Raw genomic sequence first — 18,772 nt, forward strand, 5'->3', positions numbered from 1 at the left:
ATGGGCACACGCGCCCTCATCATCAACGCCGATGACCTGGGCATCGACCCCGCCGTCAGCCGAGGCGTCCTCCAAGCCATGCGCGAGGGAGTGGTCTCCTCCGCCACCCTCATGGTCAACATGCCCCACTCCGAGGCCGCCGGCCGGGAGGCGGCTGGCCTGTCCCTGGGGCTGCACCTGAACCTGTGCCGGGGCGCCCCCGTGTGGAGCGACTTCCCGAAGGAGCACCTCGGCGCGGACGGCCAGTTCACGGAGCCGCGCGCCGCGAGCCTCCCCGCCGACGTGGTGGAGGCGGAGACCCGCGCCCAGCTCGCGCGCTTCAAGGCGCTGACGGGGCAGGCCGCCACGCACGTGGACGTGCACCGCCACCTCCACCTCCACGCCGACGTGCTCGAGGGGCTGGCGCGGGTGGCGGCGGCGGAGAAGCTGCCGGTGCGCTCGGTCGACTCCATCATGCGCCACACGCTGAAGACCCGGGGCGTGGCCACCAACACGCACTTCCTGGGCGACACGGGCGCGGAGCCGTACTGGACGCTGGACCGGCTGGAGTCGGAGCTGGTGACGCTGCCGGGCGAGGGCATCATCGAGCTGATGTGCCACCCGGGCCACCGCCCCGAGACGCTCAAGAGCAGCTACGCCGCCCAGCGCGAGGTGGAGCTGGCCACCTTCCTCAACCCCCGGGTGCGCGAGGTCCTGGAGCGCACGGGCATCAAGCCCGTCGACTTCCGCGTCCTCTCGCAGGGGGCCTGACCCGCCTCACACGCGAGGCAGCAGGCCCACCGGAGCCCCCTCGCCCACGGCGGGGGTGACACCCGCGCTCCTGCGCCGCTCCTGCATCAGCACGTTGCGCACGCGCGACACCAGCTCGTCCGCCACGTACGGCCGCGAGCACAGCGACGTGCCCTCCTGCGCCCACCACGGCCGCGCGTCCCCCGCCAGCAGGATGGGCACCGGCCGGGCGCGCGGGAGCGTGGCGAACGTCTCCAGGAACAGCCCCGCGGGCCCGTGCGTGAGCGACGTGGACAGCACGATGAGGTCCACCGGCAGGTGCGTGGCCCGGCGCAGCGCGTCCGCGCCCGCCCTCGAGGTGAGCACGTCGAACCCCTCCGCGCACAGCACCCGCTCCGCCAGGGCCTCCTGTGCGGCGTCCTCGTCCAGCAGCAGCACCCGGCGGGGCAGCCGCTTCACCTCGTGCGGCGGCATGCGCGGCAGGCTCACGGTGAAGGTGCTCCCGTGCCCCTCCGCGCTCGCCAGCGTCAGCGCCCCGCCATGCAGCCGGGCGATGGAGTGGCTGATGAACAGCCCCAGCCCCAGCCCTCCGAAGTTGCGGTGCGACACGTTGCGCGCCCGGTAGAAGCGCTGGAACACCTGGGACTGGTCCGCGCCGGGGATGCCGATGCCGTGGTCCTGGACATGGATGCGCGACTCGCCCACCAGCCGCTCCACCTTCACGGAGATGGGCTCCCCCGGCGGGCTGTACTTGTGCGCGTTCTCCAGCAGGTTCACCAGCACCTGCTCCAGCCGGTCCCGGTCTCCTCGCACCCAGACGCGCTCACGCGGCACGTCCACGGAGAAGGGGCGCTCGAAGGCCGCGCGGAAGTGGTCCACTACCTCCGCCACCAGTTGCCCCACCTCCAGCGGCGCCAGCTCCAGCGCCAGCTTGCCCGCATCCAACCTCGACGCGTCCAGCAGGTCATCCACCAACCCCGCGAGACGGTCCACCTGCCGCTTGGACTTCAGCACCGTGGCCAGCTCCAATGGCTGCCCCGTGGAGAGCCTGCGCTCCATGGTGTACAGCCCCAGCTTCAGCGGCGTGAGCGGCGTCTTCAGCTCGTGGCTCGCGATGGACATGAACTCCTCGCGCACCTGGAGCGCCGCCTTCGCCTCCCTCAGGAGCCGGGCGTTCTCCACCGCCACCGCGAGCTGGTTGGCCGCCGCCGTCCACAGCTCCAGCTCCCGCGCGGAGAAGGACGAGCCCTGCTCCTTGTAGAGCAACAACAGCCCCACTGTCCGGCGCGGCGCGCACAACGGCACCGCCGCGAAGATGGAGCCCAGCGAGTCCCCATACCCGCGCTGGATGCCCAGCTGCGCCTGCCGCAGGGCCAGCGCCTGCCGGAAGGGATCATCCTCCGGGGCGAAGGTGTCCTCCGGGGCCTCGCCCCCCGCCAGGTCCGACACGGCCGCGCGGCGCAACTCCGCCCCGTCCTCCTCGCAGAGGTAGACCTCCGCGCGCCGCACCTGGGCGCAGCGCACCAGCGCCACCACCGCCGCCGCGCAGACGGTGTCCACCTCCAGCGTCTCCCCCACCGCCCGGGCAATCTCCCGCACCGCCAACGAGAAGGCCCCCTCGTCATCCACCCCCGAGGACTCCACCACCAGCCACGCCCCCGGCGCCTCCTCCTCCCGCCCCGGCTTCACCTGCACCCGCACCTGGTGCAGCGCGCGGGTGATGACGTGTCCGGTGTGGGCTCGGCCCTCGCGGATGGCCTGCTCCACCGCCTCCAGGCTCCGGCCCTGCTCCAGCACGTCCAGGAGACTGGTACCGACGTGCAGGGTCATCCCGGTCTTCGTGGCGAAGTCCGGCTCGAACCACTGGACGCATAAGTCATGACCGACACGCGCCAGCGCTTGAGGCAGGCACGAGAGGGCTTCTTCGACATCAGGGGGAAGCGTCATGTGCGCGGAAAAGGTGGCGGGGCCGTTGCCGCGATTATGAACGCCCCCCGGCGGGCGCAACCGACCCGCCCCTCGTATTCGCCAGTGGTGGACGACCGCCCCGTTGAGGGGCCGACAGAACCCTCCCCGAGCACCCGTGCGGGCTGGAGGGCACGTCGTGGATGACACCGAGCCCCGGTGTGCTAGACGACACCGCCATGCCTTCGCAGCCGACCAAGGAACTCCAGACCTTCCCCAACCCGGCGTCAGACCGCGACTACGAAATCGCGTTCGACTGCCCGGAGTTCACCTGCCTCTGCCCGCTCACCGGTCAGCCGGACTTCGCGCGGTTCAAGATTACGTACGTCCCGGACCAGTCCTGCATCGAGCTGAAGAGCCTGAAGCTCTACCTGTGGGCGTACCGCAACGAGGGGGCCTTCCACGAGAAGGTCACCAACACCATCGCGGACGACATCATCAAGGCCATCCAGCCGCGCAAGCTCACGGTGGTGGGCGACTGGTTCGTGCGCGGTGGCATCGGGACCATCGTCACCGTCACGCACGAGAAGAAGTAGCCGTGCCCGGGGCGACGAGCGCCGCCCCCGGTGCTCGTCTCACTCCACCTTGTCGAAAATCGCGTCGGCCTTCTTGTTGAGGTCCGTCTCCAGCCGGTCCGCGGCCTTGTGGACGTTCTCCAGGCGCCGCGCGGCCGCGGCCTCCGGGTCCGTCTTCGCCGGGCGCTGGAGGACATACCAGGCCCCGGCGGCAAGCACGCAGAAGCCCAGCACGAAGGTGACGATGCGGCCCATGGACTGCCTCCTCCCGCGCTAGCGGGTGAGCTGTTGCACGAATGGCGCCCACTGCGCCTGGGTGAAGTAAAGGCCGGTTCCCGCCGCGGACGCCAGAATCAGCGCGGCCAGCGCCCACTTGAGCAGCCCCCCCGAGCGGGAGCGCGAGGTGTCGAAGCCCTCCACCACCGCGTCCAGTTCCTGGGGCCGCATGAGCTGCTGCGCTTCGGTGTCCGTCAGCTTCTGGCGGTGGCGCAGGAAGGCCACCAGCAGCCCCGCATGGGACACCGGGACCTCCTGCGCCAGGAAGACGTCCAGCTCGCGGCGCATGGCGGCGGCGTCCGGGAAGCGGTCCTCCGGCTTCACCTCCATGGCGCGCTGGATGATGCGCACCAGCGGCGAGGGCACGTTGGGCGCCACCTTGTTGAGCGGCGTGTACTTGCCGTCGCGAATCTTCGCGAAGACCTCGCCCGCCGTCTTGCCGTGGAAGGGGCGCGCGCCGGAGAGGGCCTCGTAGAGCAGCACGCCCAAGGAGAAGATGTCGGTGCGGCCATCCAGCGGCGCCCCCGTCACCTGCTCCGGCGACATGTACGAGGGCGTGCCCACCGCCATGCCCGCCTGGGTGAGCGCCTCCAGGCCCACGTCCTTGGCGATGCCGAAGTCCATCAGCTTCACGTCACCGGACTTGGTGAGCATGACGTTGGCCGGCTTCAGGTCGCGGTGGATGATTTGACGGAAGTGCGCGTGGTCCAGCGCGCTGGCGATGCGCGCGGCGATGACGCCCGTGACGTCCGCGGGCAGCGGCCCCTCGCGGATGAGCGTGTGCAGCGTGGGCCCGTCCACCAGCTCCATCACCATGAACAGGCTGTCGTTCTTCTCCACCAGGTCGTAGAGCGTGACGATGTTCTGGTGACGGAAGGTGGCCAGCGCGAGCGACTCCCGCCGGAAGCGGGACAGCGTCTCCTTGTCCCGCTTGCCCTCCGGCAGCAGCTCCTTGATGGCCACCTCGCGCTGAATCATCTCGTGGAGGCCGCGATACACGACGGCCATGCCACCTCGGCCCAACTCCCCGAGCACTCGATACGCGCCAATCTTGCGATGACGGACGGCTTTCTCTGCGGAAGGCACGGGAGAGAGGCTACAGAACTGGACACGGACCGTCGATGTCTCACGTGGCCGCTCGAGCCATCCGCGGGTCCGGACTCCGGGTACACTGACTTCCCCCCCCCGCGCACTCATGACCCTTCGCCTGCTCGTCCCCCTCCTCGCCCTCTGCACACTCGGGGGCTGCATCGTCCACCGCTCCCACCACGACCACGGGCACGACTCACGTCCGCCCAAGTCGAAGAAGTCCAAGAAGAGCAGCAGGGACTGTCACCCGAGCCAGTACTGGGATGGCGACGAGTGCCGCCACAAGGGCAAGGGCAAGGGGGCGCGCAAGCACGATGGGTGAAGCCGTCGTGGCTCGGTGAGCGCGTCCCGCTCGCTTCCGGAGAGTTGTAGGGTGGGTGCGTCATGCGCACCGATGCCGTCCCGCCTCCGCCGTCGCCCGTGCCCGCCGTCGCCTCCCCGGGCCCGAACCGGCCGAGGGAGACGGAGGACTGCACGCTGCTCAATGGCGGCACGGAGGCGTTCCCCCGGATGCTGGAGGCCCTCTCCTTCGCCCGGGAGCGCATCCACCTGGAGGTCTACACCTTCGAGCGCGAGGGCGTGGGCGCGCGCTTCGTCGACGCGCTGGTGGCCGCGGCGAAGCGGGGCGTGTCGGTGAAGGTGGTGGTGGATGGCTGGGGCAGCATCGGCCACAGCGCCGCGCTGACCCAGACGCTGCGGGCCGCGGGCGCGAAGGTGCGCGTGTACAACCCGCTCACGTCGCTGTTCCTGGGCCGCGCGTGGAGGAACCACCGCAAGATCCTCCTCGTCGACGACACGGTGGCGTTCCTGGGTGGCATCAACATCGGGGATGCGTACGCGGCGCAAGGAGATGTGCCCGGGTGGGCGGACCTGGCGGTGGAGCTGCGGGGCGACATCTGCCGGCAGCTCGGCGCGAAGCTGACGGCGGGCGCGGCGGAGCTGACGTCCGGCGCGGTGAGCCTGCTCCTGTCCGGCTTCAGCGGCGGCCACCGGCTGCGCAAGCGCTACCTGTCCGCCATCCACGGGGCGAAGCACACGGTGACGCTCGCCCACGCGTACTTCCTGCCGGACACCCACTTCGTGAAGGCGCTCACGCGCGCGGCGCGCCGGGGCGTGAAGGTGTCGCTCCTGCTCGCGGGCCGCAGCGACGTGGTGTTCGCCCGCGCCGCGACGATGCGCCTGTACAACACCTTCCTCCACGCGGGGGTGAGCATCCACGAGTGGACGGACTCCACCCTGCACGCCAAGGCGGCCGTGGTGGACGGACAGACGCTGCTGGTGGGCAGCTTCAACCTGGACCCGCTCTCGCTGGTGAACCTGGAGACGCTGGTGGAGGTCCAGGAGCCGCGCGTCGCCGAGCAGGCCGTCCTCTGGCTGGACCGGCACATCGCCCGCTCCCGCCAGGTGCTGGGCGAGCACTGCACGCGCTCCCCCTTCCAGCGGTGGATGCTGGATGTCGTCGGGCTGGCGGTGGCCCGCTTCGCCGAGCGCTTCGCCAGCTTCATGGGCCGACGCCGCAAACGTTGAGGCCGTCACGCTTCCGTCACCCGGGGCGCGCAGCGGCGCTCGGCCCCTCGCATGTCGTGCTGCGCGGGAGCGCCCGAGGCTCTACACTGACGCGCGCTCGACCATGCCCAGCCGCCACCCCCTCCAGCCCGTCCTCGCCGCCATCGACGTGGGGACCAACGCCGTGCGACTGGAGCTCGCGCGGCCCGACGCCGACGGAGCCCTGGAGACGCTGCACCAGGAGCGAGACCCCATCCGCCCCGGTGAAGGTGTCTTCGCCACCGGCACCATGCCCGAGGAGACCGCCCAGCGGCTGCTGGCCACCCTGCGCCGCTACGCCGCGCTCTGCCGTCGCCACAAGGCCCAGGTGCGCGCGGTGGCCACCAGCGCCCTGCGCGAGGCCCGCAACAGTGCGGAGGTCGTCCAGCGCGTGCGCGACGAGTCCGGCCTCAACCTGGAGGTCGTCAGCGGCAAGGAGGAGGCGCGCCTCATCTGCCTGGGCGTGCTGCACAGGAAGCCCCCGGGCACGCGCTCGCTGCTCATCGACATCGGCGGCGGCAGCACCGAGGTCGCCACCGCCGTGGGCGAGAAGCCCGACAACCTGTGGAGCCTGGGCCTGGGCTCGGTGCGGCTCACGGAGGTCTTCGACGCCTCGCGCACCGTGACGTCCAAGCAGCTGCGCATCATGCGAAGCTTCGTGTCGGAGGTGCTGGGCAAGACGCTGCCGCCGAAGCTGCCGCACCTGCCCCGTGTGGCGCTGGGCTCCTCCGGCACCATCAACGCGGTGGTGTCCTTCGCCTCCAGCGAGAGCAGCGGCAACGCCACCGTGCGCCAGCTCACCCAGACGGTGGAGACGCTGGCGGGGATGCCTCCGGACCGGCGGCGCAAGCGCTTCGACCCCAAGCGCGCGGACATCATCGTCGCGGGCGCCGTCATCCTGGAGGGCGTGGCGAAGTACCTGGGCGTCGAGTCCGTCAGCGTCGTCAACCGGGGCCTGCGCGACGGCATCCTCGTCGACCTGCTCTACCGGCAGGACGCGCAGCACCAGTCGGAGGACCACAGCCTGGCGGACGCGGCCATCGCCATGGGCGAGCGCTTCCACTTCGACGAGAAGCACGCGCGCCAGGTGGCATCCCTCGCGCTGACGCTCTTCGATGACCTGGCCGCCCTGCACCAGCTGCCCTTGTCGGTGCGCCCGCACCTGGAGGCGGCCGCGCTGCTCCACGACATCGGCCACTCCATCAACTACGAGCGGCACCACAAGCACACGTACTACCTCATCCGCCACTCGGACATCCCGGGCCTGGCGGACCGGGAGCGGGAGCTGGTGGCCCGCGTCGCGCGCTACCACCGGCGCAGCCCCCCGGAGCTGGCGCACTCGGGCATGGCGGGACTGACGCCGCTCGAGGCTCGCACCGTGCGCAAGCTCGCCACCCTGCTGCGGCTGGCCAACGCGCTGGACCACAGCCACCACCAGCCCATCAAGGACTTCAAGGCCACCAACGGGCGCGACGGCGTCGCCCTGCACCTGCACGCGCGCCAGCCGGTGGACCTGGAGTTGTGGAACGCGGAGCGGGAGATGGCCCACTTCCGCCGCGTCTTCGGCAAGAAGCTCACCTTCCACGTCCACAACGGCGGCCGCTAGCCCCGCTGGCCCCTGGCCGGAAGAGGGCCCGCGCGCGCTTTGCCCGCGCCCTGGCGGATGCCCACGCTGCAAGTCGCGGGGGTCCCTCCATCTCTCGGTGGGCACCTCCTCCACTCGAGGCCCGAGGACGCTCCCGCTCCCGGGGGAAGGAGCATGCGATGAAGGCGGTCGTCTTCCATGGGATTGGGGACATCCGGCTCGACGACGTGGAGGAGCCACGGCTCGAGAAGCCGACGGACGCCGTCGTCAGGCTGACGGCCAGCGCCATCTGCGGCACGGACCTGCACATGATTCGAGGAACCATGCCGGGGATGAAGCCCGGCACCATCCTGGGCCACGAGGGCGTGGGCTCTATCGAGGCGCTGGGCGACGACGTGCGCAACTTCAGCCTGGGCGACCGCGTCGTCATCCCCTCCACCATCGCCTGCGGCAACTGCGTCTACTGCCGCGCGGGCTACCATTCGCAGTGCAACGAGGCGAACCCGAACGGCCCCGCCGCGGGCACGGCCTTCTACGGCGGCCCCGCGCAGTCGGGCCCCTTCCACGGCATGCAGGCGGAGAAGGTGCGGGTGCCCTTCGCGAGCGCGGGGCTGGTGAAGGTGCCCGACGGCGTGAGCGACGAGCAGGCCATCCTCCTCTCCGACATCTTCCCCACCGGCTACTTCGGCGCGGAGCTGGCGGAAATCAAACCCGGCGACACCGTGGCGGTGTTCGGCTGCGGCCCGGTGGGGCTGTTCGCCATCGTCAGCGCCCGGCTCATGGGCGCCGGCCGCGTCTTCGCCGTCGACTGCCACGAGGACCGGCTGGACCTGGCGCGCTCCCAGGGCGCGGAGGTCATCAACTTCGACGAGGAGGACCCGGTGAAGACGCTGCTGCGCCTGACACGGGGCATCGGAGTGGACCGGGCCATCGACGCGGTGGGCGTGGACGCCGAGCACGCCCACTCAGGCCCCGCCTCCAAGCGCACCGGCACCGAGCGCGCGGAGGACAGGCGCGAGGTGAAGGAGGCCGCGCCACGCACCCACCCCAGCGGCCCCAACTGGGTGCCCGGGGACGCACCCGCGCAGGTGCTGACGTGGGCGGTGGAGGCGCTGGCCAAGGCGGGGACCCTGTCCATCATCGGCGTCTACCCGGCCCAGGTGCACACCTTCCCCATCGGCCTGGCGATGAACAAGAACCTCACGATGAACATGGGCAACTGCAACCACCGCAAGTACATCCCGAAGCTGCTGGAGCTGGTGCGCGCGGGACAGGTGGACCCCACGGCCATCCTCTCGCACGTGGAGCCCATGGGGAGCGCGCTGGACGCCTACCGCAACTTCGACCTGCGCAAGCCGGGCTGGGTGAAGGTGGAGCTGGAGCCCTCTCAACTCCAGTGAGCCTCACGCGTCGAGCAGCAGGCACGAGTCCCCGAACTCGTGCCCCAGGTAGCCCCGCGCCTCCGCGTGGGCGCTCGCCTCGCGCAGGAGCGTCCGCGAGCAGAAGGCCTGGAGCAGCGCGAAGTGGCTGGTGCCCGGCTCGTGCATCCCCGTGAAGAGGCCACTCACCACGCGAGGCACGAAGCCCGGCCCCAGGAGCAGGTCCGTCACCGACTCGCCCGCCACCAGCCTCCCGCCATTCATCGCCGCGCGGCCCTCCAGCGCGCGCACCACCGTGGTGCCCACCGCCACCACCCGCCCTCCCGCCGCGCGCGTGGCCTCCACCTGGGCCACCGTGGCGGCGGGGATGTCGGAGCGCTCGGGCCGGGGCAGCAGCGCGTCGAGCGCCTCGTCCCCCGTGGAGGACAGCCCCGTCGCGTGGGTGAGCGACGCCAGCCGCACGCCCCTCCGGCGCAGCGTCAGGAGCAGGTTCCAGGTGAGCGGGAGTCCGGCCGACGGAGCCTCCGTGGCCCAGGGCCGCGCGCCATAGCCCGTCTGCACGTGCCACAGGGACAGCGGCGCCAGCGTGTGCGCGTACTGCACGGGGCGGCCTCCCTGGTACAGCGCGGACCAGAGCCCCGCGCCCTCCTCCTCGAAGGCCACGCGCAGGAAGCGGGGCGAGGGCGGCAGCACCTCCACCACCCGGACCGGGAGCCCCACCACCGTGAAGCGCGTCCCGGCGGGCATCGCGGGCGGCGTCGGGCGGTCCTCGGTGCGCTTGCGCCAGTCCCCCGCGCCGAAGAGGACGGCCAGCCACGTGCCATCCGGCTCCTGCGACAGCAGGCGCAGCTCGATGCGCTCTCCCAGCACCGTGCGCCCCAGGAGCGACGCGGGGAACGTGGCGGCGTCATTCACCACCAGCAGGTCCCCGTCGCGCAGCAGCGACGGCAGGTCCGCCACGCGGGCGTCGGTGAGGCGCCCCTCGCGAGGCTCCACGTGCAGCAGCCGCCCCTCCTCCGGTTGGTCCACCGGCCAGCGCGCGGGCTTCATGCGGCCTCCAGTCGCTGGGCCACGACGTGGGAGCCGGACGGCAGCGACTCCACGCGGTGCTCCACCAGGGCGATGATGCGCGCGGCCACGTCCTCGGGCCGGGCCAGCGTCGCGCAGTCAGCCTCCGGCATGGCGGCGGCGTGCATCCGCGTGTCCATCTCCCCCGGGTCCACGCTGAGGAAGCGCACGTCGGTGCCCTCCAATTCCGCGGCCCAGATGCGCCCCAGGTGCTCCAGCGCGCTCTTGGACACGCTGTACGCGCCCCAGCGGGGATAGGCCGCCACCGCCGCGTCCGAGCTGATGTTGAGCACCAGCCCGCCTCCGCGCACCAGCATGTTGCCCACCACCGCCTTCGTGAGCCGGAAGGGCCCCACCAGGTTCACCTCCAGCACCCGGTGGAGGTCCTCGCACGCGGTATCCAGGAGCAGGGGCAGCGGCGTGGGCCCCAGCACGCTGGCGTTGTTCACCAGCACGTCCAGCGGCCCCACCAAGGACGTGGCCACGCCCACCATCCGGTAGATGGATTCCTTGTCCCCCACGTCGTAGGCCAGCGCGTGGACGGGGAGCCCTTCGGCTCGAAGCGGCTCCACCGCCTCCTCCATGTCCGCGGTGTGCCGGGCCACGCCCACCACCTTCGCGCCTCGCCTGGCGAAGTGCTCCATGAGCGCGCGCCCCAGTCCTCGGCTCGCCCCGGTGACGAGCACCGCCTTTCCAGTCAGCTTCATTCGAAAGTCCTCCGTCGGGGGAAGCTAAGGACCGGCCGTTGACGAAATGGCGTCACGGTCAATCCTTTGGCAGATTGCCAATCCATGGCCATGGACGACGAGGACCTACCGAGCAGGTTGGCGCGCAACATCCGGACGTTGAGGGAGACCCGAGGGGCCACGCAGGCCCAGCTGTCGAAGCTGGCGGGGGTGCCTCGGGCGACGTGGGCCAACCTGGAGTCCGGGACGTCCAACCCCACCTTGTCCGTGCTGCACCGCGTGGCGTCCGCGCTCCAGGTGTCGCTGGAGGAGCTGGTGGCGAAGCCTCGCGCCAGCGCGCGGCACTACCCTCGCGACAGCCTGACGACGCGCGTCCGGGGCGCGGGCCTCTTGCGCAAGCTGCTCCCCGACCCGCTGCCGGGCATGGAGTTCGACCGGGTGGAGCTGGCCGCCGGCGTGCGCATCACCGGCGTGCCGCATACGCCAGGCACCCGGGAGTACCTGGCCTGTGAGTCCGGGGAGCTGGCGCTCGTCGCCAGCGGGGAGCGCTTCCTCCTCAAGCCCGGCGACGTCGTCGTCTTCCGAGGCGACCAGAAGCACTCCTACGAGAACCCCGGCACACGCACCGCCGTGGGCTACTCCGTCGTGCTCCTGACGCCTCCGCTGTAGCGTGTAGCGGCTCAGCCCGAGTCGCGGCCGTAGAACCAGGCCGTGAGGGCCAGCCGACGCGCGTGGGTGGGGAGCACCTCGTGCTCGATGCGCTCGCTCAAGAAGACGACGAGCGTGTCCAGCATCGGGGGGATGTCGACGGGCGGAAGGTCCTTGGGATGCAGCCGCAGGACGCCGCCGTGCTCCGTCTTCCAGGCCTCGTTGGCGTACCAGATGGCCGTGGCCCTGCGGTTGGACTGTCCGGGGAAGGCGTCGACGTGGCGCGAGTAGTGCGCCCCTCCGCCCGGGTAACACGCGAGCTGCAAGTCGAAGCGCCCCAGGCCGAGATAGGCCCCCTCCGAGAGGGCACGTCCCAGCAGGGCGAAGCGCTCTCTCAGAGCGCCCAGCGCGGTGTCCGGCTCGGGTTCCACCCAGCCGATGAGGTCACCGCGCACGCTGGAATCCTGGGTCTTGTCCGCGCCCCTCCGGATTCCCGCGGCATGCAACACTCCAGATTCGGCCCTCGCCAGCGCTTCTGCCCGCGCGGCGAGGGCGGCTTCATTCCCGATGAAGAAGGGACGCGTGAAGAATCCACGCGTCCCCAATGCCTCCACTTCCAGGTCCGTCAGCTCCACACGTGCCCCTTTCAGCAACGTGCCACCTACACGTCCGCACCGTGCCCCAGACGCTGGCCGCGAGGAAGCGGATACACTCGGCGCCATGGCGAACCTCTCGCGAATCCTCGGTCCGCTCCTGGGTGTCGCCGCCGGAGTCCTGGTGGCGGGCTGGTTCATGAAGCCCACGCCTGCCTCCCTGCCCGACACCGCGTCGGTGGTGCAGCAGATGCGCGAGGTGGCGAGGCTGGAGACGCTGCAGGTCTCCCTCTACAAGAAGGTCACCTTCACGCCCGAGCCCGAGGCCACCGATGCCCTCTGGAAGGACGTGGTGAACTGGGCCCGGCACACGCTCCAGAACCCGCATGGCCGCGCCATCGTCTTCGCGGACGCGCACCTGGGCTTCGACTTCCAGCGCATCGGCCCGTCGAGCCTCCACGTCGTAGGCACGAAGGTGCAGGTGGTGCTGCCCCCCGTCGACGTGCGCGTGGAGCTGCGACCCGGGGAGACGGAGGTCATCGACTCCAACCTGGACAGCACGCAGACGGCGCAACTGTTGGAGAAAGCGAAGGTCGCCTTCGAGCGGGATGTGCGCGCGGACTCGCGCCTCCAGCAGCGGGCCCGGGACTCCGCCGAGCGCTCCCTGCGGGTGCTCCTGCTCACGCTGGGCTATCGCGAGGTGCTGTTCGTGGAGAAGCTGCCGTCCACGGGCACGGCGGGCTGAGGCTCCGTCAGGAGGAGGCGCTGTCCGGCAGCAGGAGTCCGTCGGCGGATTGGTGGAAGAGGCCTGGAATCCCCTCGGGGGTCGGCTCCAGGGATGCGAGCGCCGTGCGGACAGCGGCCTGCGAGGCCCAGCCCACCACTGTCAGCTCGCGGCGAGCCAGGGACACGCAGAGGGGCTCGCCGCTCGTCACCGTCGACAGGATGCGGCGCTGCGTGCTCGTGAGCAGCCGCGCGCCATCCAGTCCGTCTCCTCCCGCCACCGCCCAGAGGCCCGAGAAGGTCTCCGCCAGATGCACCTCGCCCCGGTCGATGACCACGGGGTGCACGGGCGCGGTGTGGGCAGACAGGTTGCGCCACGCGGCTTCATCCACGGCCTCGGGAGTCAGCCCCGCGGGGCCGAGCGCGGACTCGGGCAGGTAGCGCACGAAGTCGGCGTCCTCCAGGACGTAGAACACCTCGAGCCCCGCGGGCCCTGGGCGATGCAGCGCGCCCACTGCCTTCGCCACGAAGCTCGGATGCCGCAGCACCGGCCGCAGTCGTGACTCCAGCGGCGCGTCCGCCGAGCCAAGTCCCGAGTCGAGTCCACTCAACCTCGCCGCGAGCGCCTCCGCGTAGGCCAGCAGGCCCTGGGTGCCAGGGGCCTCGAGGTAGGCCGCGTACAGCGAGCCCACGTCCACGCGCCCCACACCGCCCGTGGCCAGCTTCACGAGCAGGTCCTTGCCCTGACGGCGGAAGCTCACGCGGGCTCGCCCCAGGGCGCCCGTGAGCGCGGCGATGAACTCCGGACGGAGCACCTGTTCCTCGGGTGCGCTCGGCGGTGGCAGTTCCGCCGCCTCCAGCTCCTCCTTCAGCAGCCGAGCCTCCCCATCGAACGGGTCCCGGGCCAGCGCCTCCTCGACGTAGGACTGGGCCTTGCCGACTTCTCCTCGGCGCAGTGCCAGCACGGAGAGGACCTTGAGGACCTCGGGGTCTCCGGGCTCGCGAGACCAGACCTGTCGCAGCAGCGCCTCCGCGTCGCCATGCCGCTCGAGGCCGAGCAGCGCGCGCGCCAGGCCCAGCATCACCGGCAGGTCCTGAGGGAAGTCGCGCCGCAGGGCCTCCAGGAGCGGAAGCGCCTCACGCTCCGCCCCCGCGTTGATGAGGGCATGCGCCACCGCCAGCCGAAGGACAGGGCCCTCGCCTCTTCCCGCATGGGCGCGCAGGGCCTCCAGCTCCGCGTCGCGCAGACTCTCCCCCGCCTCCACCTTCCGGCGCAGGCGCTCCACTTCCGGCAAGACACTCACGCGCGCGACTCTAGCAGGCGAGTCCCGGCGCCGAGGTGTCCGTGCGTCCTCCACCGTCCCTGCGAGACAGACGCCTCTCCATTCGAGGTGGAGAGGCACCCTCCCGCGCGCCCCTGGAAGGCGAGGGAGGGCCTCCCGCGGGACAGACGCCTCCCCATCCGAAGTGGAGAGGCGCCTCTCACCTCACCGCGCGGCGCGCCGCTTCCGCGAGTCGAACGCCAGCATCACCAACACCAGCACCCCGAACACCGACGTCCCATTCCCCGAGCTGCTGCAACCGCCTCCCTCTTCCTTTCCACTCGACACAGGAGGCGCCTCGCAGACTCCGGCGTTGCACGTCTCACCCCCACCACAGTCCGACGACCGCTGGCACTCCGGCTCGGGCTGGGGATTCGGTGTCGTCGAGGTGACTGTCACCGAGGTCGTCCCCGTCGCGTTCCCCACCGCCACCTGGACGGTGTTCAGGAACGTGCCCCCCAGCGTGCCCGCGCTGAACACACCCGAAGCATCGACGGTGCCTCCCCCGTTCACCACCTTCCACGTCGCCGGGTACGCGGGCGTCTCGTTCCCGTACACGTCGAACGCACGCGCGCTGAAGGTCACCGTGCCCCCCGCCGGGAGCGTCGGGTTCTGCGGCGACAGGACGACTCGGCTCGGCGCCGCGGCCACCACGGAGAGGGAGGCCTGCTCCACGATTCCCCCCACGCTGACTTGCACCGTCCCCGGGAAGGCCCCCACCCCGATTCCCGCCGTGAAGACTCCCGCCCCATCGATGGAGCCTCCTCCATTCACCACCTTCCACGTCGCAGGCGCCGAGGGCACCTCGTTGCCGTACACATCGAACGCCTTCGCGATGAACGCCACCGTGCCCCCCGCCGCCACCGTCGGCCCCTGCGGAGAGAGGACAACCCGGCTCACCGCCCCTGGCGTGACGGTGACACCGGTCGTCTTCGTCACCCCCGCCACGCTGACCTGCAAGCTGTCCGCGAACGTCCCCGCCACGATGCCCGCGGTGAAGACACCCGCCGCGCTGATGCTGCCCCCACCCTTCACGACGCTCCACGACGCCGAGAACTCGGTGACCTCGTTGTCGTACGCATCGAACGCCTTCACCGTGAACGGCACCGTGCCCTTCACGACGACAGCGGGCGCCTCCGGGGAGATCTCCAGGCGGCTGATGGCGCCGGTCTTCACGTAGACCGTGGCGTTGAGCGAAAGGTGCTCCACCGCGACGCGCACGCTGTTGGAGTACGTCCCCGCGACCTTCGGCGCGGTGTAGAGCCCCTCCGACGTGATGCTCCCCGCGCCCGGCGTCTCCACGGACCACGCGGGAGCAATGGCCACCGGGTTGCCATCCGCGTCGAACCCCATCACCCCGAACCGCTGCGTGCCCTCGGGCTCCAGCGTGGTGAACGGGGGCGTGAGCACGAGCCGCGACAACGGCCCCGGCAGCACCGTGACGTCCACGGCGGCGCTCGTGATGTCTCCCATCGTCACCTTCACCGCACCCGGATAGAACCCCGCCACCGGACCGACCGTGAGCAGGCCATCGGCGTCGATGGTCCCCAGGGAGGCGGGGGTGACAGTCCAGGTCGGAACATCGTTCCTCCTGTTGCCCCACGCATCGAATCCCTGCGCCGTGAATTGGATGCGCCCCCCGGCCTTCACCTCGTTGGAGGAGGACGCCATCTCGACACGATGGAGCGGCCCCGGCGTCACGATGACATCCGCGGCCACCGTGAGCCCCCCGAACGAAGCCTGGACTGTCTTCGGGAAGGAGGCCGCGACCGTTCCAGCGGTGAAGGAGCCCGAGGCGTCGAGGGTGCCTCCTCCCCCGACGAGCCTCAAATCGACGGTGCCCGGCACGGTGTTCCCCGCGCGGTCACGAGGCCAGACATAGAAGGCCACCTGGGAGTTCACGGGCAACGTGACGGTCCGCGGACTCAGGTCGATGTGATGAAACGGCCCCGGCAGGATGTTCACCCTCGCGTAGCCCTTCTTGCCCCCCGCTTCGACCTGGATCCCCTGGGCGTTGTCATAGGAATAGGAGCCCGCGGTGTAGAGGCCACTGGCGGAGACAGTCCCTGCCGCCGGGTGGAGCGCGGACCATCGGAAGGTCGTCGGGACTTCATAGCCGCAGGGGTCCACGCCCTTCGCGGAGAGCTGCTGCGACTCCTCGATGCGCAACGTCAGCTCCGACGGAGTGACCTCCACCCTCTGGACGGACCCCAGCCTCACCGTCACATCCACCGAGGCGGAGGCATTCCCCGACGTGGCGACCATGGCGCCAGGATACGAACCGAACGTGCACCCCGTCGTGAGGACTCCGCCCGCGTCGATGGTCCCCACCTCGGGAGTGGCCGACCAGGTGACAACGGCATACGGAAGCGGCAGGCCGTCCACGTCGTAGACCATCGCGCTGACGGAGTACTTCGAATTGCCAGCCGCCGAGATGGAGTACCTGCCCAACACGATGGATGCACCGGGGATGGGGACGTAGGGGAAGGCCCCCATGTCCGTCCCATCCGACGCGGTGTTGCGGCAGGGAGAGTTCTCCAGAAGCGTCAGGTGGAAGGGGCTGACGAAGAGCGGGTCCTGCGTGAGGCTGCCAGGGCCCAGCGTGGGGTTCCCCTTGTAGTTGCTGGAATGCCCCCAGACCGCGTTGTGATGGATGGAGATGTTGGAGGCGGGAACGACCTCGATGCCCGTGGACTCGTTGGACATGATGATGTTGTCGCGAATCTCCACGGTGTTCTGCGGCTGGGGGGCGACGTAGAGGCCGCTCCACGCGTTGTTGATGATGGTGTTGTGGACGATGGACGCGGAGGCATCGGCCAGGTGCAAGCCACTCGCCATCGCAGGGAAAGCCTGAAGGCTGCGTCGCACCAGGCTGTAGGAGAGATTCATGATGCCCCCCGTCGCCTCGACCGCGGTGGAGCACTTCTCGAGTGTGCCTCGCTCGAAGGTGAGCGAGCCTCCCTGGACCTTGAGGCAGGGGGCTCCCTCCTTGAGGGTGGAGCCCGTCACGGTCGCGGTGGCGGCGCCCTCGACGGAGACACCGCCTTTCGTCAGGGAGGCGCCCTTGAGCGTGAGGGTGCTGTTCCCTCCGGCGGACAGACTCGTTCCCGAGGCAGTGAGGTTCTCGACCGTGGTGATGCTGTCGTCTCCGAACGAGAGGTGGCCCGTGCCCGTCGCGGAGATGTCCCTGAACGTGGCGGAGCTCGTGCCCCGGATGGAGAGACGGGGCGACTCCAGGGTGACGTCCTCGAATGTCGCGGGTCCCAGGAGGGTGAGCTCGCCTCTCACCTTGGCGTGCTTGACACTCACCTCGCCGCGGATTTCGGCCACCTCGCCGTGGCCGTACTCGCGTTGGAGCAGGACAGGCGCGGCGACAGTGCCTTCGGCTTTCAGTGCGCCCGCGATGATGACCTTCACACGGACATCGGTGTCTCCGGGCCCATCCTTCAGGTGTTTGACGGTGAGGCTGGCACCGGGCGAGAGCGTCAGGGTGATGCCCGCGGAAACCACCAGGTCTCCGGTGACGATGTTGTCACCCGTCAGCGTCCGGTCCGAGCGCAGGACGCCCTCGAGGAGGGCGTGGGCTGGATGTCCCTCATAGGGGAAGGCGCCGATGTCCATCCCATCCGAGGCGGCGTTCCTCGCGGGAGAGTTCTCGGAGAGCCTGCCGGGTTCCTGGAAGAGAGGATTGGCGGTGATGCTCCCTTCCCCGGGACTGACGCCGATGTAGTTGCCGTCCGGGAAGCCCCACACCACGTTGTGATGCACGACGGGCGAGAGGACATTCGTCAGCCACATTCCGTGCGACTCCCTGCCGACGATGATGTTGTCGTGGATGGTGACGGAGACGTCCGTGGGCACCCCAGGCATGGCCGCCGTGATGGCGGCCCCTTGATTGTCGAAGAAGGTGTTGTGGACGAGCGTCACCTTCGGCGCTTGGTTGTAGATGCTGATGAGGGAGAAGGAGCTCGTCGGCGTGCACCCGTGAATCACGCTGGAGCGGATGGTCGACCTGCCACCGGAGTTCCTCATCACCTGCTTGCAGTACCTGAAGACACCGTTCTCGAAGTCGACGCTGCCACCATTGATGTTCAAGGACGGGGCGCCGGACTGCAGCGTGCTGTGGTCGAAGGTCGCGGAGCCGCTCCCTTCCACATTGAAGGACGGCAGGCCTCCAACGACGGTGAGGTGGTCGGCGACCACCGTCCCCTTGACCAGGATGCTGTGGGTCTGGAGCTCGATGTTGATGCGCGAGGCCGCGGTCCCCACGGCCACCAGGGAGCCCAGGACCTCGAGCTTGAGGGCGGTGGCGCTCGCGGTCGTCACCGTGACCCCGGGCTCCAGCGTCAGCGTGACACCCTGCGGGATGGTGAGGGTGCCCTGGAGCGTCCAGGGATTCCCCGCCGCGGTCCAGGTCGTGTCACTGGCGAGGACACCGCCTGGGACGTGGGTCGCCAGCGCGACGGTGGGCAACACGACGAGGAGAATCGCGAGGAACCCTGATTTGAGCACAAGTCTTCCTGTTTCACGGGCGCGAAGACACCGCTTCGCCCCTGCGGAGACGAACGAGACGCCCGGCGAGAAGTCGCGTGCGCGAAGCCGAGAAACCACGGCCCTGGGAGGCGGGTGACGGCGCCGAGGTGTCCGAG

16 protein-coding genes are annotated in these 18,772 nt (G+C 70.3%); 8 read left to right on the forward strand and 8 right to left on the reverse strand.

Features of this window, described 5'->3' with window-relative positions:
- A complete protein-coding gene (locus MYSTI_RS34425) occupies positions 1–750 on the forward strand; it encodes a carbohydrate deacetylase (protein WP_015352460.1) in 750 nt (249 codons plus the stop codon).
- Positions 751–756: 6 nt separating this feature from the next.
- Here the strand turns inward: MYSTI_RS34425 and MYSTI_RS34430 are convergent, their stop codons facing one another.
- Positions 757–2,676 (reverse strand): hybrid sensor histidine kinase/response regulator, encoded by a 1,920-nt coding sequence (locus tag MYSTI_RS34430; protein ID WP_015352461.1) that lies wholly within the window; start codon positions 2,674–2,676, stop codon positions 757–759.
- Positions 2,677–2,873: 197 nt separating this feature from the next.
- Between MYSTI_RS34430 and queF the strand changes: the two genes are divergently transcribed.
- Positions 2,874–3,230, forward strand: a complete 357-nt coding sequence (gene queF / locus MYSTI_RS34435) for a preQ(1) synthase (protein WP_044282169.1) — start codon at positions 2,874–2,876, stop codon at positions 3,228–3,230.
- A 39-nt stretch (positions 3,231–3,269) separates the two neighbouring features.
- Here queF and MYSTI_RS34440 read toward each other — a convergent pair whose 3' ends face one another.
- Positions 3,270–3,464 (reverse strand): hypothetical protein, encoded by a 195-nt coding sequence (locus MYSTI_RS34440; protein WP_015352463.1) that lies wholly within the window; start codon positions 3,462–3,464, stop codon positions 3,270–3,272.
- Positions 3,465–3,482: 18 nt separating this feature from the next.
- Positions 3,483–4,493: a serine/threonine-protein kinase gene (locus MYSTI_RS34445; RefSeq protein ID WP_044282170.1), complete on the reverse strand. Its 1,011-nt coding sequence runs from the start codon at positions 4,491–4,493 to the stop codon at positions 3,483–3,485.
- A gap of 187 nt (positions 4,494–4,680) precedes the next feature.
- Between MYSTI_RS34445 and MYSTI_RS34450 the strand changes: the two genes are divergently transcribed.
- The 4 genes from MYSTI_RS34450 (at position 4,681) to MYSTI_RS34465 (ending at position 9,104) form a co-directional block, all read left to right on the forward strand.
- A complete protein-coding gene (locus MYSTI_RS34450; RefSeq protein ID WP_015352465.1) occupies positions 4,681–4,896 on the forward strand; it encodes a hypothetical protein in 216 nt (71 codons plus the stop codon).
- 62 nt (positions 4,897–4,958) lie between these two features.
- Positions 4,959–6,101, forward strand: coding sequence for a phospholipase D-like domain-containing protein (locus tag MYSTI_RS34455; protein WP_015352466.1), 1,143 nt, complete (start codon positions 4,959–4,961; stop codon positions 6,099–6,101).
- Between the two features lie 103 nt (positions 6,102–6,204).
- Positions 6,205–7,725 (forward strand): Ppx/GppA phosphatase family protein, encoded by a 1,521-nt coding sequence (locus tag MYSTI_RS34460; RefSeq protein WP_015352467.1) that lies wholly within the window; start codon positions 6,205–6,207, stop codon positions 7,723–7,725.
- 158 nt (positions 7,726–7,883) lie between these two features.
- Positions 7,884–9,104 (forward strand): zinc-dependent alcohol dehydrogenase, encoded by a 1,221-nt coding sequence (locus tag MYSTI_RS34465; protein WP_015352468.1) that lies wholly within the window; start codon positions 7,884–7,886, stop codon positions 9,102–9,104.
- Between the two features lie 3 nt (positions 9,105–9,107).
- On the opposite strand, the gene MYSTI_RS34470 is transcribed toward MYSTI_RS34465, so the two are convergent.
- Together MYSTI_RS34470 and MYSTI_RS42420 are read right to left on the reverse strand one after the other, a co-directional pair.
- Positions 9,108–10,133, reverse strand: coding sequence for an S-adenosylmethionine:tRNA ribosyltransferase-isomerase (locus tag MYSTI_RS34470; protein ID WP_015352469.1), 1,026 nt, complete (start codon positions 10,131–10,133; stop codon positions 9,108–9,110).
- Complete coding sequence (locus MYSTI_RS42420; RefSeq protein ID WP_015352470.1) at positions 10,130–10,858, reverse strand: SDR family NAD(P)-dependent oxidoreductase; 729 nt, start codon at positions 10,856–10,858, stop codon at positions 10,130–10,132. Before MYSTI_RS42420 ends, MYSTI_RS34470 begins: the two co-directional genes overlap by 4 nt.
- Before the next feature lie 90 nt (positions 10,859–10,948).
- Here MYSTI_RS42420 and MYSTI_RS34475 point away from each other — a divergent pair, with 90 nt between their 5' ends.
- On the forward strand, positions 10,949–11,506 hold the full coding sequence (locus MYSTI_RS34475) for a type II toxin-antitoxin system RelB family anti-toxin (RefSeq protein WP_044900867.1): 558 nt from the start codon (positions 10,949–10,951) through the stop codon (positions 11,504–11,506).
- 11 nt (positions 11,507–11,517) lie between these two features.
- Here the strand turns inward: MYSTI_RS34475 and MYSTI_RS34480 are convergent, their stop codons facing one another.
- Positions 11,518–12,138, reverse strand: coding sequence for a 2OG-Fe(II) oxygenase (locus MYSTI_RS34480; protein ID WP_015352472.1), 621 nt, complete (start codon positions 12,136–12,138; stop codon positions 11,518–11,520).
- Positions 12,139–12,205: 67 nt separating this feature from the next.
- On the opposite strand from MYSTI_RS34480, the gene MYSTI_RS34485 reads away from it, so the two are divergent.
- Complete coding sequence (locus tag MYSTI_RS34485) at positions 12,206–12,823, forward strand: DUF4230 domain-containing protein (RefSeq protein ID WP_015352473.1); 618 nt, start codon at positions 12,206–12,208, stop codon at positions 12,821–12,823.
- A 7-nt stretch (positions 12,824–12,830) separates the two neighbouring features.
- Here MYSTI_RS34485 and MYSTI_RS34490 read toward each other — a convergent pair whose 3' ends face one another.
- Complete coding sequence (locus tag MYSTI_RS34490) at positions 12,831–14,105, reverse strand: tetratricopeptide repeat protein (protein WP_015352474.1); 1,275 nt, start codon at positions 14,103–14,105, stop codon at positions 12,831–12,833.
- A gap of 183 nt (positions 14,106–14,288) precedes the next feature.
- The gene (locus MYSTI_RS34495; RefSeq protein WP_015352475.1) at positions 14,289–18,635 is read right to left on the reverse strand and encodes a right-handed parallel beta-helix repeat-containing protein; all 4,347 of its coding nucleotides are present in this window, start codon (positions 18,633–18,635) and stop codon (positions 14,289–14,291) included.
- Between the last annotated feature and the right edge of the window lie 137 nt (positions 18,636–18,772).

The sequence above is a fragment of the Myxococcus stipitatus DSM 14675 genome, from assembly GCF_000331735.1.
GTDB classification, from domain to species: domain Bacteria; phylum Myxococcota; class Myxococcia; order Myxococcales; family Myxococcaceae; genus Myxococcus; species Myxococcus stipitatus.